Here is a 19,948-nt window from a genome sequence, read left to right as displayed (position 1 = left end):
ATCTTACCCCCGCCTCCCTACGGCGGGTTTTTTTACCACTAGGTCTAACACTATTCATTGCTGTATCTCCGCGTTATTCCCGCTTTTTTGATGCGACGATGAATGGTTGAGCGATCAACCCCCAATACGCGTGCAACCTGAGAAATATTCCAATCACACTGTTCCAATTCCGCAATTAACGCGTTGGCTGAGTCACTTTCCTGTCGCCCACCAGCAGCGCTGGTCAAGGTATACCGTAGGTGTTCTGGCAGGTGGTGTGGATAAATTTCGCCTTCAGGACAGAAGGCCAATGCAAACTGAAGAATGTTTTCCAGTTCTCGAATGTTTCCCGGCCAGGCATATTGCACCAAGATGTCTCTCGCCGCGTTAGAGAGGAATACTGGCTGCCTCGTGTTTTTCGCTATGATTGCTTCGGCCAACCACAAGATGTCACAACGCGCCCGTAAAGGCGGTATGTCCAGCGTTGCACCATTGATGCGATAGTAAAGGTCTTCGCGAAATGTCCCGCCTCGCACAAGATCTGGCAAAGACTTGTGGGTTGCAGCCAATACCCGGAACGAGACGGACACCGACTTTGTCGCGCCAACAGGCAACAATTCTCTCTCTGCCAGCACTCTTAGCAATCTCGCTTGAAGCGGTAATGGCATGTCCCCGATTTCATCTAAGAACAAGGTGCCGTTGCAGGCTTGCTCAATCAGGCCTTTCTTCCCTTTACTTCTCGCCCCCGTGAATGCGCCGTCGGCATAACCGAATAGCTCACTTTCAATTAAGGTTTCTGGGATTGCAGCACAATTGATGGCAACGAATGGGCCTTTTTTACGCGTGGAGCTTTGGTGAATCGCGCGAGCGAGATATTCCTTACCTGTACCCGTTTCACCATTTAAGAGCAAGGGCAAATCTGACAGCGACAAGGTGGTTGCCTTATTGGCAAGCTCAGCCATAGCTTCATCATCACCGTAAAGTGCTGACAAACTGCCGCTGATCACTTTATTGCGCCGCGGTATAAATGAAGGCTGAGGGGCTATCGCATGGGCAAACCACAAATCACCATGAATAGTCGCAAGCAATCGCTCTTCGGTAGGCAACGCACGGCTAAGTGCAGGCAGCTCGTTGATATCGATATTAAAGAAATCGGAGAAGCACCCGCCAAGCACGCGGTCTGGATTGCGCCAGTCGCTATTGCCAATCCCAGACAACAACCGCTGGGCACTGTGTGTCATTCCAATGATCAGGCCTTCACTGTCTACTGCCAAGGCACACTCGGGGTCTACGTCTAAAAACGCCGGAGATTGACTGAGCCTGACAATCCATTCCTTTCGAAAGCTATTCATCAGTGCCGCCATTTCGATACGGCGCGTGCAAGAGGTGACCAGCTGCAGCGTCAATGCCTGACTGGCTTTGGGTTGCGGGCTTTGTAAGGCGGAAATATCTAAGACTGCAGCCAGTGTGCCATCGACATCATAAATAGGTGCTGCGGTGCAAGAAAGCGGTGAGTGGGTGGCATCAAAGTGGTCGTTTTGATGCACCGTCAGTGCTTCTCCGGTGTATATACACGAGCCTACCCCGCAGGTGCCAGCGCGTTTTTCCGACCATTCGGCGCCAAGATAGAGCCCGGCTTTCTTTAGCTCCCAGGTAAGCGATGTGTCGCCTTGATAATCGACCGTCACCCCTTCAGCGTCCGTCAGCATCAGCACATAGCCATGGTCGGCAACTTGGTGATACAGGGAGTCTAAACCGTACTTGGCAGTGCGGATAAGTTTATCTAGTCGCTCTCGGTGCTCTTTCAACTGGGTCTGTGGAACGATATAGGCCTCCTGCATTACGACAGGATCGAGGTGATAATCATCGATACACCGCGTCCAAGATGCGGTGATAACGTCATCGCGAGTTGTCAGGCTCCCTTCAATAACGCTTTGCACTTCCTTGATGTGTTTACTGATGTGCGGGGTTACTGCCATCGTCCACTTCTCCTTAACTTTCTCTAAGTATTACTCCGAGTAAGCATCAATGGTTAGGGTGTCCAGCGCTTCACGCAACCGTCTCTCATAGATGAAACAGGCCTAGCTCAATCACTACAGCAACGGGCTCCTAACGCCACACCTGTTGCAACAACTGAGGCGTACGCCACACCATGAATTTTCAGAAAAAGTTGCAACGATTTGTTTTTGCTTAAAGTTTAACCCTCCTTATTGCTGGCACGCATCTTGTTCTATTCCCTTTATCTTCCTCATACCCGGAGGCTGAGACGTGACAGATCAAACCTTTGGGCAAACACAATGACAACATCAAGGAGACACTCATGAGTGATAATCCATTACCTCTCTCTCGTGAAAAATTGCTGGACGCATACCGGATGATGAAAACCATCCGCGATTTCGAAGAGCGTTTACACGTCGACTTTTCCCGCGGCGACATACCGGGCTTCGTTCATCTCTATGCGGGTGAAGAAGCCACGGCCGTCGGCATCATGATGCACCTGAACGACAACGACCACATTGCCTCTACCCACCGTGGGCACGGGCACTGCATTGCTAAAGGCGTGGATGTGCACGGCATGATGGCTGAAATCTATGGTAAGGAAACCGGTTCCTGTCGAGGCAAAGGCGGCTCGATGCACATTGCAGATTTGTCGAAAGGCATGATGGGTGCCAACGGCATTTTGGGGGCCGGTTCCCCCTTGGTATGCGGCGCAGCCCTTGCCGCGAAGCATCTTGGCCATGGCGGTGTCGGCATCAGTTTTACCGGTGATGGCGCATCCAACCAAGGCACGTTTCTGGAAAGTCTGAACCTTGCTGCTGTCTGGCAACTCCCTACCATCTTTGTGATTGAAAACAACGGATATGCCGAGTCAACCTCAGTGGATTGGGCTGTTTCCTGTGATTCTTATGTCGACCGCGCCACCGGATTCGGTCTGCCTGGCGTCACCGTGGATGGCACCGACTTCTTTGCGGTATATGAAGCAGCAGGAGAAGTCATCAAACGGGCGAGAAATGGCGGCGGCCCTTCAATGCTGGAATGCAAAATGGTGCGCTTCTTCGGCCACTTTGAGGGAGATGCGCAAACCTATCGCGCCGACGGCGAAGTCGAAGATATCCGAACTAACCGCTGCTGTCTGAAACTCTTCCGCCAACGAGTGGAAGAAACCAACCTTATCAGTGCAGATGAATTCAACGCCATTGACGGCGAAGTAGCTGCACTTATCGAAGATGCCGTTCGCGCAGCGATCGATGCACCACAACCACCAACCAGTGCCCTGCTGGCCGACGTCTACGTCAGCTATTCAGAATAACAAGGAGTGTAACGATGGCCAGAACACTATCAATCAAAGATGCGATAAACGAAGCAATCGATCAGGAAATGTCGCGCGATCCCAACGTCATCATGATGGGGGAAGACATTGTCGGCGGTACCGGTGCGCCAGGTGAAGACGATGCCTGGGGCGGTGTATTAGGGGTAACCAAAGGGCTTTATGCCAAACACCCTACCCAGATGATGGACACGCCGCTTTCAGAAAGTGCGTACGTGGGCGCGGCAATTGGAGCCGCAACCAGCGGCATTCGCCCAATTGCAGAGCTGATGTTTATCGACTTTATTGGGGTCTGTTTCGATCAGGTTTTCAATCAAGCCGCCAAATTCCGCTATATGTTTGGTGGAAAAGCAGAAACGCCCGTGGTGATCCGTGCTATGTGTGGTGCAGGCTTCAGAGCAGCAGCGCAACATAGCCAAATGCTCTCCCCTCTATTCACCCACATTCCGGGGCTGAAGGTTGTTTGTCCATCGAACGCCTATGATGCCAAAGGGCTACTTATTCAGTCCATCCGTGACAATGACCCTGTTATCTTCCTTGAACACAAGAACCTGTATGGTGCAGAGACTGATGTGCCAGAAGCCCCTTATGCCATTCCTTTTGGCGAAGCGAATGTGCTGCGTGAAGGGAAAGATGTCACGCTCGTTTCCTACGGACTGACGGTCAACCGTGCGCTGGAGTCAGCTGAAAAACTGGCAAAGCAGGGCGTGCAATGTGAAGTGATTGACCTGCGTACCCTGTCCCCACTGGATATCGATACGGTCATAGAAAGCGTGGAAGAAACCGGGCGTTTGGTGTGCATCGATGAAGCCAGCCCACGTTGTTCTATCGCTGCTGATGTGTCTGCACAAGTAGCAGAACTTGCCTTTGCCTCTTTGAAAGCGCCGATTGCCATGGTCACCCCGCCTCATACGCCGGTGCCTTTCTCGCCATCTCTGGAGGATATCTATGTGCCGACGGTAGAAGACATTGTCAGCGCAGTTAACCGAACGGTGGGAGTCAACGCATGAGTGAGAAAATCATACCTGTTGTGATGCCAAAATGGGGACTTTCTATGAAAGAAGGCACCCTTACCGAGTGGCATGTTGATGAAGGAGACACGATTGAAGTCGGTCAGGTGATCATGGATGTGGAAACCGACAAGATTGCCAGCGAGGTGGAAGCACCGGATGCTGGTCTGTTAAAACGCAAAGTGGCCGAAGAAGGTGATGTTTACTCAGTGCAAGCACTGCTGGGTGTACTAGCGCCTTTGGAGGTGACAGATGAAGAAATCGATACGTATGTTGCCAGCTTTGTTCAGCCTTCCTCCGAAGAGGGCAGCGAGGAAGATGCAACCTCGACCTATGCCTTTGTTGATACTGAGGCTGGCCGTATTCGCTACAGCCATGTGAATGCCGACGCGTCTGGGACACCTTATGTACTGGTACATGGCTTTGGTGGCGACTTGGACAACTGGCTGTTTAACCTCGATGCGCTTGCCGAAAATGCGCCCGTGTTGGCTCTCGATCTTCCCTGCCATGGACAGTCGGCGATTTCAGCAGATATCCGCTTTAGCGATTTCATCAGCGCTGTCGTGGCTGTTATGAATAAGCTGGATATTGGGAAAGCCCATCTCGTCGGTCATTCAATGGGGGGACTTATCAGCGGTGAACTCGCACGGCTCCATCCCGATAAGGTGGCTTCGCTGACCCTGATAGGCAGTGCCGGTCTTGGACGGGAAATTAACAATGACTATATCCGTGGTTTTGTTGACTCGGAAAGCCGTAAGAGCCTGAAACCTGTCTTACAGCTGCTTTTTGCAGACAGCAGTTTGGTCACGCGTAATCTGGTCGATGACGTACTCAAGTATAAACGTCTCGATGGCGTGAAGGCGTCACTGGATACACTCGCCAACCAGCTTTTTGTTGATAGCTCCCAAGGCGTTGCGCTGGATTTGGATGCCATCCCTTCCCCACTGGTGATTTGGGGTGAGGCAGATGCTGTTATCCCAGCGTCACACGCCTCAAATATCAGCGACGCAGAGATACACATCCTCGCGGAGGCGGGACATATGGTACATATGGAGCAAGCAAATAACGTGAATAACTTGATTCTGGCCCATACCTGCTAGAACAAAGGGATGCTTTGGCATCCCTATCTTTTCATGATGACGGCATCGATGAGGCGTTTGGCAATCGTACCTTCTGGTGCCACCAGCGGTAAGTCATTAACCTCAAACCAGCGCGCATCCGTCAGCTCTTCATAGTCAGGGCGTAACTCACCACCTGCATAATCCGCAATAAATCCCATCATAAGATTGGACGGAAATGCCCAAGGCTGACTGTCAAAGTAACGGATGTTTGTCACGTCTAATCCTGTTTCTTCTTTTACTTCACGCGCAACACACGCTTCCAATGTTTCACCCGCTTCGACGAAACCGGCCAACACGGTGTACATCCCGTTCTTATGACGCGGATGCTGCGCAAGAAGAATTTGCCCTTCCCGCCTCACTGCCACAATGATGCAGGGCGAAATGCGGGGGTAGGAAACTGTATTGCAAGACCTACAACTCATCGCTGAATGGTTAGTATCAAACGTATTTTCACCACCGCAACAACTGCAAAACCCTTGAGTTTGCTGCATATAATCGAGCTGTATCGCCTTACCCGCCAGATTAAACAAGGCTGGAGGCAGGGCGAGCAATGCGCGCAAGCTTTCAAATTGACCCGAATCACACCCTTCACTGAAATTGGTGTAATACACCTTTTTTCCCTCATGGCAGCCGACGACATAGCGCGTCGGAGAGATTTTATCCAATTGATATTTAGAGATTATCGGCAAGCTGTGATCAGGCAGCCACAACTTGCCATTACTTACATAACATAGGTACACAAGATCATTTCGATCAGACATAACGCAGTTTCGATCCTTGATAACCGCTGCAATTTGCGGCAATCTAAATTCAGTAACCTGATGTTAGACAATTGATGGCCTGATTGATATGGCCAATATCCTATATAAGCGCTCAGGTGCGCTGATCATGAGGACGTGGTCATGCTTAACAAACTCGAAAAAGCACAACAGCAGTGGGGTGGCTATAGTGAAGTCATCGACTACTGGCTAACACTCCGACAAGAATTACTCGTCGAATACTCAAAAATGGCAGGGTTGTCAGGAGAGAATCGGAACTGTCTACCGACAGAGCAGGCGTTAAACCGTTTTTGCGAATCGCTGGTGGATTATATTTCTGCAGGTCATTTTAAGATTTATGACATGGTCATGGCACGGTGGAAATCTACCGGGTTTTCAAGCAATGCGGAAATTGATTCCTTGTACGCTCACATCGTTGAAACAACAGAGCCACTGCTTACGTTCAATGATAAATACAGTGACTTTACACTCAACGAAGATAACTTCACGGGCTTCGACAACGATATCTCTCGCGTGGGAGAAATCATGGAATTGCGTTTCGAACAGGAAGACATGCTGATCCAGCTCATCGCTGATAGCCTCGCAATTCCACCAGGAGCATAAGATCCATATACGACTTCCGGTTGATGGCCACATCAGCCGGTCTACTAGTTGACCTCGCTTCTCGCTTCTCGCTTCTCGCTTCTCGCTTCTCGCTTCTCAACCAAAGACACATTAAAAGCAATGTATACCAACCCTAGCCGTGAAAATTACAGGTACTTTCCGCCATCTGCAATAACTAGAGCAGCATAGAACAAGATGATTTGCTCAGTGAGAATGAATGTACAGGTTCATTGGGCGCTAGAAACAAAAAAGGCATCCCGAAGGATGCCTTTTTAATATCAAGTCAGCGAAGATTAATTATCGTCGCTCAGACCCGCGTTAAGCAGTGCTGCCAGATCCTGTGATGCTTGTTCAGCATCAATTTGTGGAGTCGCTGGCTCTTCTACCACGTTGCGACGCACTTGGCGCGACTTGTGGTAAGCAAAACCAGTACCCGCAGGGATCAGACGACCAACAATAACGTTCTCTTTCAGGCCGCGTAGTTCATCACGCTTGCCAGATACAGCTGCTTCGGTCAGTACGCGCGTCGTTTCTTGGAACGATGCAGCAGAGATGAACGATTCAGTTGCCAGAGACGCTTTGGTGATACCCAGCAGATCGCGCTCGAAGTTTGCAATAGTTTTGCCTTCGGCTTCCAACTGACGGTTCGCGATAGTTACGCGAGAGTATTCTACCTGCTCACCTTCTAGGAACTCAGAGTCACCTGAAGATGTGATAGTTACCTTGCGCAGCATCTGACGAACGATAGTCTCGATGTGCTTATCGTTGATCTTAACGCCTTGCAGACGGTAAACGTCTTGTACTTCGTTAGTGATGTACTCAGTTACCGCACGTACGCCACGTAGACGCAGAATATCATGTGGAGATTCTGGACCATCGGCGATTACGTCACCTTTCTCGACTTTTTCACCTTCGAATACGTTCAGCTGACGCCATTTAGGAATCATTTCCTCGTATGGCTGGCCGTCAGTTGGCGTGATGATCAGACGACGTTTACCTTTGGTTTCTTTACCGAAGGAAACAGCACCCGTGATCTCAGCCAAAATTGCAGGCTCTTTAGGCTTACGTGCTTCAAACAGGTCGGCTACGCGTGGCAGACCACCGGTGATATCTTTCGTACCGCCAGATTCCTGAGGAATACGAGAAAGCGTGTCACCCACACCAACGTTTGCGCCATCTTCCAACTGGACAATTGCTTTACCAGGTAGGAAGTATTGCGCTGGCATATCGGTACCAGGGATCATCACAGCGTTTCCAGATGCATCAAGCAGCTTCACGGTAGGACGCATGTCTTTACCCGCAGAAGTACGCTCAGCAGCGTCCAGAATAACCATTGAAGACAGACCAGTCAGTTCATCCGTTTGACGCTGAACGGTAACACCATCCACCATGTCTGCGAATTCAATACGACCTTCTACTTCAGTGATGATCGGCATTGTGTGCGGATCCCAGTTAGCCACGGTTTCGCCCGCGTTAACTGAATCACCATCCAGCTTGCTCAAGATACAACCGTAAGGCAGCTTGTAGCTTTCCTTCGTACGGCCGAACTCATCAACGATAGTCAGCTCAGATGCACGCGAGGTGATCACCAATTTGCCAGCATTGTTGATAACAAACTTCGCGTTATGCAGGTGCAAAGAACCATTGTTCTTAACCTGAATGCTGCTTTCAGCAGCTGCACGCGATGCCGCACCACCGATGTGGAACGTACGCATCGTAAGCTGTGTACCCGGCTCACCGATTGACTGAGCAGCGATAACACCAACTGCCTCACCGTGGTTAACAATATGACCACGCGCCAAATCACGACCGTAACAGTTTGCACAGCAACCGAAGTCAGTTTCACAGCTTACAACTGAACGAACTTTGATTTGGTCAACAGAGTTCAGCTCTAGGATGTCACACCATTTTTCGTCAAGCAGCGTATTACGTGGCGCAAGTACTTCTTCAGTACCTGGCTTAAGCACGTCTTCTGCAACCACACGGCCAAGAACACGCTCACGTAGTGCTTCTTTAACGTCACCACCTTCGATAACCGCCATCATGTTGATACCTTCAGAGGTACCACAATCCGTTTCGGTAACTACCACGTCTTGCGCTACGTCTACCAGACGACGAGTCAGGTAACCGGAGTTCGCAGTCTTAAGTGCGGTATCCGCAAGACCTTTACGTGCACCGTGCGTCGAGATGAAGTACTGGAGTACGTTCAGACCTTCACGGAAGTTCGCGGTGATCGGCGTTTCGATGATAGAACCATCTGGTTTCGCCATCAGACCACGCATACCCGCCAACTGACGAATCTGAGCAGCCGAACCACGAGCACCTGAATCGGCCATCATGTATACGCTGTTGAAAGATTTCTGTGCTTCTTCTTCGCCGTCACGGTTAATAACGGTGTCGAATGACAGGTTATCCATCATCGCTTTCGCTACTTGTTCGTTAGCGGCAGCCCAGATATCGATAACTTTGTTGTAACGTTCGCCCGCGGTAACCAGACCAGACTGGAACTGTTCCTGAATTTCAGCAACTTCAGCTTCTGCTGCTTCAATCAGGTCGTATTTCGCCTGTGGGATCACCATGTCGTCGATACCAACAGATACACCAGACAGTGCCGCATATGCGAAACCGGTGTACATGATTTGGTCAGCGAAAATTACAGTGTCTTTCAGACCCAGCTTACGGTAACAGGTGTTAAGCAAATTCGAGATTTGTTTCTTGCCCAGTGCTTGGTTAACGATGCTGTATGGCAGGCCTTCAGGCACGATTTGCCACAGCATTGCACGACCAACTGTGGTGTCAACCAGACCAATATTTTCTTGGCGGTTACCCAGTTCATCAACCAATACTTCGCGAACACGAACTTTTACGCGTGCGTGCAGTTCTGCGCAGCCGGTACGGTATGCTTTTTCAGCTTCCGCAGGACCAGACAGGTACAGACCTTCACCCTTCGCATTAACTTTTTCACGGGTCATGTAGTACAGACCCAATACAACGTCCTGAGAAGGTACGATGATAGGATCACCGGACGCAGGAGACAGGATGTTGTTGGTCGACATCATCAGAGCACGCGCTTCAAGCTGTGCTTCCAGTGTCAGAGGTACGTGAACAGCCATCTGGTCACCATCGAAGTCGGCGTTGTATGCCGCACAAACGAGTGGGTGCAGTTGGATTGCTTTACCTTCGATCAACACTGGTTCAAACGCCTGAATACCCAGACGGTGAAGTGTCGGTGCACGGTTCAACAGTACTGGGTGTTCACGGATGACTTCATCCAGAATATCCCAAACTACCGCTTCTTCGCGCTCTACCATCTTCTTAGCAGCTTTGATGGTAGTCGCTAGACCACGCGCTTCCAGCTTGCCGTAGATAAATGGCTTGAACAGCTCAAGTGCCATCTTCTTAGGAAGACCACACTGGTGCAGACGCAGGTATGGACCAACGGTGATTACCGAACGGCCAGAGTAGTCTACACGCTTACCAAGCAGGTTCTGACGAAAACGACCTTGCTTACCTTTGATCATGTCAGCCAGAGACTTCAGAGGACGTTTGTTCGAGCCAGTAATAGCGCGACCACGGCGACCGTTGTCCAGCAGGGCGTCAACTGACTCTTGCAGCATACGTTTTTCGTTACGTACGATGATGTCAGGTGCAGCCAGATCCAGCAGGCGTTTCAGACGGTTGTTACGGTTGATAACGCGACGGTACAAATCATTCAGATCTGACGTAGCGAAACGACCGCCATCCAGAGGTACCAAAGGACGTAGATCCGGTGGCAGAACTGGAAGTACAGTCAGGATCATCCACTCAGGGTTGTTTCCAGACTGCAGGAATGCTTCAACAAGCTTCAAGCGCTTGGTGAGTTTCTTACGCTTAGTTTCAGAGTTGGTTTCTTCCAGCTCTTCACGCATAAGTTCAGTTTCAGCTTTCAGGTCCATATTGCCCAGCAAAGCTTTCACTGCTTCGGCACCCATACGAGCGTCGAATTCATCACCCCATTGCTCAAGCGCGTCAAGGTACTGCTCTTCAGACAGCATTTGACTACGCTCAAGATCGGTCATGCCTGGTTCGATCACAACATATGATTCGAAGTACAGAACACGCTCGATGTCACGCAAAGGCATGTCCATCAGCAAACCGATACGGCTCGGCAGTGATTTCAGGAACCAGATGTGGGCAACAGGTGAAGCCAACTCGATGTGACCCATACGCTCACGACGTACTTTGGTCTGAGTGACTTCAACACCACATTTTTCACAGATCACGCCACGGTGCTTCAGGCGCTTGTATTTACCACAAAGACATTCGTAGTCTTTTACCGGGCCAAAGATACGTGCACAGAACAGACCGTCACGCTCAGGCTTGAAGGTACGGTAGTTAATGGTTTCTGGCTTTTTAACTTCACCAAAAGACCATGAACGAATCATGTCTGGTGAAGCTAGACCGATTTTGATTGCATCAAATTCTTCGGTCTTATGCTGTGCTTTCAGAAACTTTAGTAAGTCTTTCACATTCGGCTCCTGTGAGGAGTTGACCCATAAAAGCGCAGGCTACCTGCGCCTTCATATTGATACCGGAACTTCCCTTCGCGGCTTGCGCGAAGGGAGTCACGATTAAGCGTTGGCTTATTCGTCTTCCAGCTCGATGTTAATACCCAACGAGCGGATTTCTTTCAGCAATACGTTGAAAGATTCCGGCATACCCGGTTCCATGCGGTGATCGCCATCGACGATGTTCTTATACATCTTCGTACGACCGTTCACGTCATCCGACTTAACAGTCAGCATTTCTTGAAGGGTGTATGCAGCGCCGTATGCTTCAAGCGCCCACACTTCCATCTCACCGAAACGCTGGCCACCGAACTGAGCTTTACCACCCAGCGGCTGCTGAGTAACAAGGCTGTAAGAACCGGTAGAACGGGCGTGCATCTTGTCATCAACCAAGTGGTTCAGTTTCAGCATGTACATGTAACCAACGGTTACTGGACGCTCAAACTTATCACCAGTGCGGCCATCGAACAGGTTCAACTGACCTGACTCTGGCAGATCACCCAGCTTCAACAACTCTTTGATTGAAGGCTCTGGTGCACCGTCGAATACTGGCGTTGCAATCGGCAGACCGGCACGCAAGTTTTGGATCAATGTACGCACTTCGTCATCAGTCATTGTGCTGATATCGACTTTCTGACGAGTATCACCCAGGCTGTAAACCTTCTGCAGGAATTCGCGGAATTTCGCCAACTCTTGCTGCTCTTTAAGCATCTTGTTGATCTTGTTACCAATACCTTTAGCCGCAAGGCCAAGGTGGGTTTCAAGGATCTGACCGATGTTCATACGAGACGGTACACCCAGTGGGTTCAGTACGATATCTACTGGCTCACCATTTTCATCGTACGGCATGTCTTCTACAGGGTTGATCTTAGAGATAACACCCTTGTTACCGTGACGACCTGCCATCTTATCACCAGGCTGGATGCGACGTTTAACAGCCAGGTATACCTTAACAATCTTAAGGACGCCCGGTGCCAAATCATCACCTTGGGTGATCTTACGGCGTTTAGTGTCGAACTTCTTATCGAAGTCAGCTTTCAGTTCGTCGTACTGCTCAGCCAGTTGTTCCAGCTGAGTTTGCAGTGCTTCGTCGTCAAGGGTCTGAGACAGCATGCTCGGGCGATCCATGTTCGCCAGTTTTTCTTGGCTGTAACCAGCATTTGCTAGTACGCCACGAACACGTGCAACCAGACCACCTTCCAGAATAGAGAACTCTTCTGTCAGGTCTTTCTTGGCTTCTTTCAGCTGCATTTCTTCGATTTCAAGCGCACGTTTGTCTTTCTCTACACCATCACGGGTAAATACTTGTACGTCGATAACCGTACCAGATACACCGTTAGGAACACGCAGAGAAGAGTCTTTCACGTCAGACGCTTTCTCACCAAAGATTGCACGTAGCAGTTTCTCTTCTGGCGTCAGTTGCGTTTCGCCTTTAGGCGTTACTTTACCAACCAGAATGTCGCCACCTTTCACTTCCGCACCGATGTAAACAACACCAGATTCGTCAAGCTTAGACAGCGCAGCTTCACCCACATTAGGGATATCAGCAGTGATTTCTTCGCTACCCAGTTTAGTATCACGCGCCACACAAGACAGTTCTTGGATGTGGATGGTAGTCAGGCGGTCTTCCTGTACTACACGCTCAGATACAAGGATGGAGTCCTCGAAGTTGTAACCGTTCCAAGGCATGAACGCGATACGCATGTTCTGGCCTAGTGCCAGTTCACCCAGATCCGTTGAAGGACCGTCAGCCAGTACGTCACCGCGCATTACAGGCTCACCTGGCATGACACACGGACGCTGGTTGATACAGGTGTTCTGGTTAGAACGGGTGTACTTCGTCAGGTTGTAGATGTCGATACCGGCTTCGCCAGATACCAGCTCATCTTCATTAACCTTAATAACGATACGTGATGCATCTACGGACTGAACCATACCGCCGCGTTTCGCAACAGCTGTTACGCCCGAGTCAACCGCTACTGCACGCTCAATACCAGTACCTACCAGCGGCTTATCAGCACGCAAAGTTGGAACTGCCTGACGTTGCATGTTCGCACCCATAAGTACACGGTTAGCATCATCGTGCTCTAGGAACGGGATCAGAGATGCCGCCACAGATACAACCTGGTTGGTTGCAACGTCCATGTACTGAACGTGATCGCGTGGGTGCAGACCTGAATCACCTTTCTGGCGAGCTGTAATCAATTCTTCACCGAAAGAACCGTCTTCGTTCAACACGGCGTTCGCCTGTGCGATTACGAATTGACCTTCTTCGATTGCAGAAAGGTAATCAATTTGGTCTGTAACTTTACCGTCAACAACTTTACGGTAAGGCGTTTCCAGGAAGCCGTACGGGTTAGTACGTGCAAACGCTGAAAGCGAGTTAATTAGACCGATGTTTGGACCTTCAGGTGTTTCGATAGGACATAGGCGACCGTAGTGGGTTGCGTGTACGTCTCGAACTTCGAAGCCTGCGCGCTCACGCGTCAGACCACCAGGACCCAGAGCAGAAATACGACGTTTGTGCGTTACTTCTGACAACGGGTTGTTTTGGTCCATAAACTGGGACAGCTGAGAAGAGCCAAAGAACTCTTTAACCGCCGCAGAAATAGGTTTAGCGTTGATCAGATCTTGAGGCATGATCGCGTCAAGGTCGCCAAGGCTTAAGCGCTCTTTAACCGCACGTTCAACACGAACCAGACCTACACGGAATTGGTTCTCTGCCATTTCACCCACAGAGCGAATACGACGGTTACCCAGGTGGTCGATGTCATCCACTTCACCAATACCGTTACGGATATCGATTAGCTTACGCATCACCTGAATAATATCATCGTGGCTTAGTACACCAGAACCGGTCATCTCTTCGCGGCACAGTGAACTGTTGAACTTCATACGGCCTACCGCAGAAAGATCGTAGCGATCTTCTGAGAAGAACAAGCTTTCAAAAAGCTGTTCAGCTGCTTCGCGCGTTGGTGGCTCACCAGGGCGCATCATGCGATAGATTTCTACCAATGCCGTCAGGCGGTCGCTCGTGCTGTCGATACGCAGGGTATCAGCCATGTACGGGCCGTGATCCAAGTCATTGGTGAACAGGGTTTCGATCTTCTTGTGACCAGCCTGAGACAACAGCGCCAGAGATTCCAGGCTCAGCTCTTGGTTAGCACCAGCGATGATCTCACCAGTTTCCTCGTTGATGTAGTCGCGTGCAGAAAGCTTGCCCACGATATATTCAACAGGGACTTCAATTTGTGCAACGTCGTCTTTTTCAAGCTGACGAATGTGGCGCGCAGTAATACGACGGCCTTTTTCGATGTATACCTTACCGTTAGCTTCGATATCAAAGCTTGCAGTTTCGCCACGCAGGCGATCAGGTACCAGCTCCATAACCAGAGACTTGCCTTTTACTTCGAAAACAATTTTCGAGAAGAACAGGTCTAGGATTTGCTCAGTAGTGTACTCAAGTGCACGCAGAATGATCGATGCAGGCAGCTTACGACGACGGTCTATACGTACGTACAGCAGATCCTTAGGATCGAATTCAAAGTCCAACCATGAACCACGGTATGGAATGATGCGTGCGTTATACAGCACTTTACCTGAGGAATGGGTTTTACCCTTATCGCTGTCGAAGAAGACGCCCGGGCTACGATGCAGCTGGGATACGATAACCCTCTCAGTACCGTTAATAACGAAGGTACCATTGTCTGTCATGAGTGGAATTTCACCCATGTAGACTTCTTGCTCTTTGATGTCTTTTACGGTGCCAGCAGGTGCATCTCTATCAAACATCACTAGACGCAGTTTTACGCGCAGTGGTGCAGAATAGGTTACGCCACGGATCTGACATTCTTTAACATCGAAAACTGGCTCACCGAGACGATAGCTAACGTATTGCAACTCGGAGTTGCCGTTGTAGCTCTGAATCGGAAAGACAGAGCGAAAAGCAGCTTCAAGTCCGTATTGCCCTTCTGGATCCTGCTCGATGAATTTCTCGAAGGAATCTAGCTGGATGGACAGCAAGTATGGCACGTCCAGAACTTGAGGACGCTTACCAAAATCCTTACGGATACGCTTTTTCTCGGTATAAGAGTAAACCATAGGGTTCCTCAGCTCGCTGATAAGTGACCCAAACTGTCCAGACTGATGGGACAGTAACTATAAACCGCCGTTTACTGTAGGAACATCAGAGGGTTAAATCTGATGTGTTTTGCATGGAGAGTAGTGACTAAACGGGGTGTAAAATTCACTACTGCCCTACAGCGCAAAAAGGCCGGTGGCTAAAAAGCCACCAGCCAATAGCCCTTTCAGGCTATGAAGCTAAGCAATAATTACTTAACTTCAACAGAAGCACCAGCTTCTTCTAGCTGTGCTTTAAGAGCGTCAGCTTCTTCTTTAGAAACTGCTTCTTTCAGAGGAGCTGGAGCACCGTCAACAACTGCTTTCGCTTCTTTCAGGCCAAGACCAGTTGCGCCGCGAACTGCTTTGATAACAGCTACTTTGTTTGGACCAGCAGCAGTCAGAATTACGTCGAATTCAGTTTGCTCTTCAGCAGCTTCAGCAGCAACGCCGCCAGCTACAACTGCAGCAGCTGCAGTTACGCCGAACTTTTCTTCCATAGCTTCGATCAGTTCAACAACTTGCATTACAGACATTTCTGCAACTGCGTCTAGGATTTGCTCGTTAGTGATAGACATAACAATTCTCTTTAAAGTCAACAATTAGTTTAAATAGCAACCAGTTAAAAGCAAGGCAAATTATGCCGCTGCTTCTTCTTTTTGGTCGCGAACAGCTGCAATAGTACGTACCAGTTTGCCAGCAGACGCTTCTTTCATGCACATCATCAGGCGTGCAATCGCTTCGTCGTATGTTGGCAGTGTTGCTAGTACGTCAGCGTCAGTGATAGAGCCTTCGAATGCAGCAGCTTTGATCTCGAAATTTTTGTTCTCTTTAGCGAAGTCTTTAAAAAGACGCGCCGCAGCACCTGGGTGCTCATTAGAGAAACCGATCAGTGAAGGACCGACGAAAATGTCTTGTAGACATTCGTAGGCAGTACCTTCAACTGCTCGACGTGCTAACGTGTTACGAACAACTTTCAGGTAAACACCCGCTTCACGCGCTTGTTTACGTAGAACAGTCATCGCGCCAACGGTAACGCCGCGAGAATCAGCTACAACTGCAGACAGGGCACCACTGGCAGCTTCGTTGACTTCAGCAACAATTGCTTTTTTGTCTTGAAGATTTAATGCCATTTGGATTTGCTCCTGGATTATATTTACACCACTCGCTACTTCACAGCAGGAGAGTAATTACGGCGCAGATCCAAGAAAGAATAATATCTATCATGTCCTGGCACCGTCTACGTAGGGCTTATTAAGTATCCTTCCGAAGAAAGAAACGCCTACGGTCTTGGACGAAGTCCGACAAGCGGACATCAGCCATTATTTTGAAGCGGAGAATTGTACAGTAACTCTCCGCTTCTAGCAATTAGTTTGCGTTCGCGTCCAGAGTATTCTGGTCAACCGCAACACCTGCACCCATAGTGGTAGAGATGGTTACTTTCTTAACGAAAGTACCTTTCGCTGAAGAAGGCTTCGCTTTCTTCAGAGCTACCAGCAGAGCTTCCAGGTTGCCTTTAAGTTTTTCGCCGTCGAAATCAACCTTACCGATAGTGGTGTGGATGATACCGTTCTTGTCGTTACGGTAACGAACCTGACCCGCTTTTGCGTTTTGAACCGCTTCAGCAACGTTAGGAGTTACAGTACCAACTTTCGGGTTTGGCATCAGACCGCGAGGACCTAGGATGGTACCTAGTTGACCTACAACGCGCATTGCATCTGGAGATGCGATAACTACGTCGAAGTTCATCTCGCCTTTCTTGATTTGGTCAGCCAGATCTTCCATACCAACGATGTCAGCACCAGCAGCTTTAGCAGCTTCAGCGTTCGCACCTTGAGTGAATACCGCTACGCGGATGTCACGGCCAGTACCGTGTGGCAATACAGTTGCGCCACGAACGTTTTGGTCTGATTTACGTGCATCGATGCCTAGGTTTACAGCAACGTCTACACTTTCAACGAATTTAGCAGTAGCTAGTTCTTTTAGAAGAGCAACAGCTTCGTTGATGTCATACTCACGAGTTACATCAACTTTGTCACGGATTACGCGCATGCGCTTAGTCAATTTTGCCATTGTCTTAACCCTCTACTACCAGACCCATTGAACGAGCAGTACCAGCAATTGAGCGTTTCATCGCTTCAATGTCTGCGCCAGTCATGTCTTTCGCTTTAGTTTCTGCGATTTCCTGGATCTGAGCGTCGGTAACAGTACCCACTTTCTCAGTGTTAGGACGGCCTGAACCAGACTTGATGCCAGCTGCTTTTTTCAGCAGAACTGCTGCAGGTGGAGTCTTAAGTTCGAACGTGAAAGAACGGTCGCTGTATACAGAGATAACTACTGGAGTTGGCAGACCTTTCTCTAGAGATTCTGTACGTGCGTTAAACGCTTTACAGAATTCCATGATGTTAACGCCGTGCTGACCCAGAGCTGGACCAACTGGTGGACTTGGGTTTGCTGCACCAGCTGCAACTTGCAGCTTGATGTAAGCTTCTACTTTTTTAGCCATTACTAAATACCTAAATTTGGGTTCAAACGTCTGTTTTATGAAAACAGACTCCCCGTTTAACAAAAGGGCGCGAAATTGTATTCAAATTTCGCGCCCCTCGCAACTGTTTCCGAGCAAAAAACGATCAGCTTTTTTCGACTTGGCTGAACTCTAGCTCAACTGGTGTAGCACGACCAAAGATAGACACAGAAACCTTCACACGGCTCTTCTCGTAATCTACTTCTTCAACCACGCCGTTGAAGTCCGCAAATGGGCCTTCAGTAACACGGACAACCTCACCTGCTTCATAAACAGTTTTATGAACTGGTGATTCGCTCGCTTTCTCCAGACGGTTCAGGATTGCATCCGCTTCTTTGTCAGAAATCGGAGCTGGACGATCAGGAGTACCACCGATAAAGCCCATTACACGTGGAACACTACGAACCAAGTGCCATGACTCATCGTTCATGATCATCTGAACCAGTACATAGCCTGGGAAGAACTTACGTTCACTTTTGCGGCGTTGTCCCGCGCGCATTTCAACAACTTCCTCAGTAGGTACCAGTACCTCACCAAAGTAGTCTTCCATCTCGTGGATCTTGATATATTCGTTTAGAGACTTAGAGACTCGGCCTTCAAAGCCAGAGAAAGCCTGAACAACATACCAACGTTTTTTAGGAGCTTCGCTCATGTAGTTAACCTCACACGCCAGTGATTAGGCGGACCAGACGGACCATGATACCGTCGATGCCCCACAGGATGAGCGCCATGACGACAGTGACAGCCAGAACGATGAGAGTGGTCTGCAAAGTTTCTTGGCGAGTTGGCCAAACAACTTTACGCACTTCCATACGCGATTCACGTGCAAAGGTGATCGCTGCTTTACCTTTCGCTGTCAGGGCAGCAACACCACCCGCAGCAGCAACAAGCACGACAACAGCTGCAGCTCGAAGCACGACAGACATATCACTGTACAGGCTATTTCCCACTACCGCAGTTGCCACTAAGGCAAAGACCACAACCCATTTTAGGGTGTCCATTGACCCGGTTGGGGCTTCAGCATTCGCTTTCATACATTCTACCTGTAACTAATCTATTTCATAGACGACAACAACCTCGCGTTAACGAGGTAATAGATTAAGAAAATAATACCGGTTATCCGTTTACGCATATTTTCTCATCCCAAAACAGTTATCACTGCGACCAATTGGCGAAAAAAGTTCAATCCAAAGATTTGGTGCAGAAAAAGGGCATCAAATGATGCCCTTTTTGCTAGTGTGTCGTCAAATCTTATTCGATGATTTTAGCAACAACACCCGCACCTACAGTACGGCCACCTTCACGGATAGCGAAACGTAGACCTTCGTCCATCGCGATTGGCGCGATCAGAGTTACAGTCATAGAAACGTTATCACCAGGCATTACCATCTCAACGCCTTCTGGCAGTTCGATAGTACCGGTCACGTCAGTTGTACGGAAGTAGAACTGTGGACGGTAGCCTTTGAAGAACGGAGTATGACGGCCGCCTTCATCTTTCGACAGAACGTAGATTTCTGAAGTGAAAGTAGTGTGTGGAGTGATTGAACCTGGCTTCGCCAGTACTTGACCACGTTGTACTTCGTCACGCTTAGTACCACGCAGAAGAACACCAACGTTCTCACCTGCACGACCTTCGTCAAGAAGCTTACGGAACATCTCAACACCAGTACAAGTAGTGGTGATGGTGTCTACGATACCAACGATTGCAACTTCGTCACCTACGCGAACGATACCTTGCTCAACACGACCAGTTACAACTGTACCACGGCCTTGGATTGAGAATACGTCTTCGATTGGCAGGATGAACGGACGGTCGATCGCACGCTCTGGCTCTGGGATGTAAGAATCCAGTGCTTCAGCCAGTTCGATTACTTTCGCTTCCCACTGCTCTTCGCCGTTCAGTGCACCCAGTGCAGAACCTTGAATTACTGGGCAATC

Annotated in this window: 15 protein-coding genes; 4 read left to right on the top strand and 11 right to left on the bottom strand. The window is 49.4% G+C overall.

The genetic code is table 11. The annotated features are described in order from the left end of the window. Positions 1–50 precede the first annotated feature (50 nt). Positions 51–1,958: a sigma-54-dependent Fis family transcriptional regulator gene (locus B5D35_RS07435; RefSeq protein WP_078751958.1), complete on the bottom strand. Its 1,908-nt coding sequence runs from the start codon at positions 1,956–1,958 to the stop codon at positions 51–53. A 341-nt stretch (positions 1,959–2,299) separates the two neighbouring features. On the opposite strand from B5D35_RS07435, the gene B5D35_RS07430 reads away from it, so the two are divergent. The 3 genes from B5D35_RS07430 to B5D35_RS07420 are packed head-to-tail and all read left to right on the top strand — an operon-like array spanning position 2,300 to position 5,417. Next, positions 2,300–3,289: a thiamine pyrophosphate-dependent dehydrogenase E1 component subunit alpha gene (locus B5D35_RS07430; protein WP_078751957.1), complete on the top strand. Its 990-nt coding sequence runs from the start codon at positions 2,300–2,302 to the stop codon at positions 3,287–3,289. A gap of 14 nt (positions 3,290–3,303) precedes the next feature. Next, a complete protein-coding gene (locus B5D35_RS07425; protein WP_078751956.1) occupies positions 3,304–4,317 on the top strand; it encodes an alpha-ketoacid dehydrogenase subunit beta in 1,014 nt (337 codons plus the stop codon). Beyond that, complete coding sequence (locus B5D35_RS07420) at positions 4,314–5,417, top strand: acetoin dehydrogenase dihydrolipoyllysine-residue acetyltransferase subunit (RefSeq protein WP_078751955.1); 1,104 nt, start codon at positions 4,314–4,316, stop codon at positions 5,415–5,417. The genes B5D35_RS07425 and B5D35_RS07420 overlap by 4 nt, the downstream gene beginning before the upstream one ends. 23 nt (positions 5,418–5,440) lie before the next feature. Here the strand turns inward: B5D35_RS07420 and nudC are convergent, their stop codons facing one another. Further along, complete coding sequence (gene nudC / locus B5D35_RS07415; protein WP_078751954.1) at positions 5,441–6,199, bottom strand: NAD(+) diphosphatase; 759 nt, start codon at positions 6,197–6,199, stop codon at positions 5,441–5,443. Between the two features lie 141 nt (positions 6,200–6,340). Between nudC and B5D35_RS07410 the strand changes: the two genes are divergently transcribed. After that, on the top strand, positions 6,341–6,820 hold the full coding sequence (locus B5D35_RS07410) for an Rsd/AlgQ family anti-sigma factor (protein WP_078751953.1): 480 nt from the start codon (positions 6,341–6,343) through the stop codon (positions 6,818–6,820). A gap of 293 nt (positions 6,821–7,113) precedes the next feature. Here the strand turns inward: B5D35_RS07410 and rpoC are convergent, their stop codons facing one another. The 9 genes from rpoC to B5D35_RS07365 all read right to left on the bottom strand — a co-directional run. Continuing rightward, on the bottom strand, positions 7,114–11,328 hold the full coding sequence (rpoC, locus tag B5D35_RS07405; protein WP_078751952.1) for a DNA-directed RNA polymerase subunit beta': 4,215 nt from the start codon (positions 11,326–11,328) through the stop codon (positions 7,114–7,116). 114 nt (positions 11,329–11,442) lie between these two features. Then, positions 11,443–15,468, bottom strand: a complete 4,026-nt coding sequence (gene rpoB / locus B5D35_RS07400; RefSeq protein ID WP_078751951.1) for a DNA-directed RNA polymerase subunit beta — start codon at positions 15,466–15,468, stop codon at positions 11,443–11,445. 230 nt (positions 15,469–15,698) lie between these two features. Continuing rightward, positions 15,699–16,064, bottom strand: a complete 366-nt coding sequence (rplL, locus tag B5D35_RS07395) for a 50S ribosomal protein L7/L12 (protein ID WP_078751950.1) — start codon at positions 16,062–16,064, stop codon at positions 15,699–15,701. A gap of 60 nt (positions 16,065–16,124) precedes the next feature. Then, positions 16,125–16,619: a 50S ribosomal protein L10 gene (rplJ, locus tag B5D35_RS07390; protein WP_078751949.1), complete on the bottom strand. Its 495-nt coding sequence runs from the start codon at positions 16,617–16,619 to the stop codon at positions 16,125–16,127. A gap of 235 nt (positions 16,620–16,854) precedes the next feature. Then, a complete protein-coding gene (rplA, locus tag B5D35_RS07385) occupies positions 16,855–17,559 on the bottom strand; it encodes a 50S ribosomal protein L1 (RefSeq protein ID WP_078751948.1) in 705 nt (234 codons plus the stop codon). Positions 17,560–17,563: 4 nt separating this feature from the next. Continuing rightward, positions 17,564–17,992, bottom strand: coding sequence for a 50S ribosomal protein L11 (rplK, locus tag B5D35_RS07380; RefSeq protein ID WP_078751947.1), 429 nt, complete (start codon positions 17,990–17,992; stop codon positions 17,564–17,566). 124 nt (positions 17,993–18,116) lie between these two features. Further along, positions 18,117–18,662, bottom strand: coding sequence for a transcription termination/antitermination protein NusG (gene nusG / locus B5D35_RS07375; RefSeq protein ID WP_078751946.1), 546 nt, complete (start codon positions 18,660–18,662; stop codon positions 18,117–18,119). Positions 18,663–18,672: 10 nt separating this feature from the next. After that, positions 18,673–19,044 carry a preprotein translocase subunit SecE gene (gene secE, locus B5D35_RS07370; RefSeq protein WP_078751945.1) on the bottom strand — a complete coding sequence of 124 codons (372 nt, stop codon included), beginning with the start codon at positions 19,042–19,044 and terminating at the stop codon, positions 18,673–18,675. A 217-nt stretch (positions 19,045–19,261) separates the two neighbouring features. Beyond that, positions 19,262–19,948: EF-Tu C-terminal domain-related protein (locus tag B5D35_RS07365; RefSeq protein WP_244556530.1), on the bottom strand; the 687-nt coding region annotated here is incomplete at its 5' end.

The sequence above is a fragment of the Enterovibrio nigricans DSM 22720 genome, from assembly GCF_900167155.1.
Taxonomy (GTDB): Bacteria; Pseudomonadota; Gammaproteobacteria; order Enterobacterales; family Vibrionaceae; genus Enterovibrio; species Enterovibrio nigricans.
Note: the sequence above shows the minus strand (reverse complement) of the source record. Positions and strands in the feature narration are given on the sequence as shown.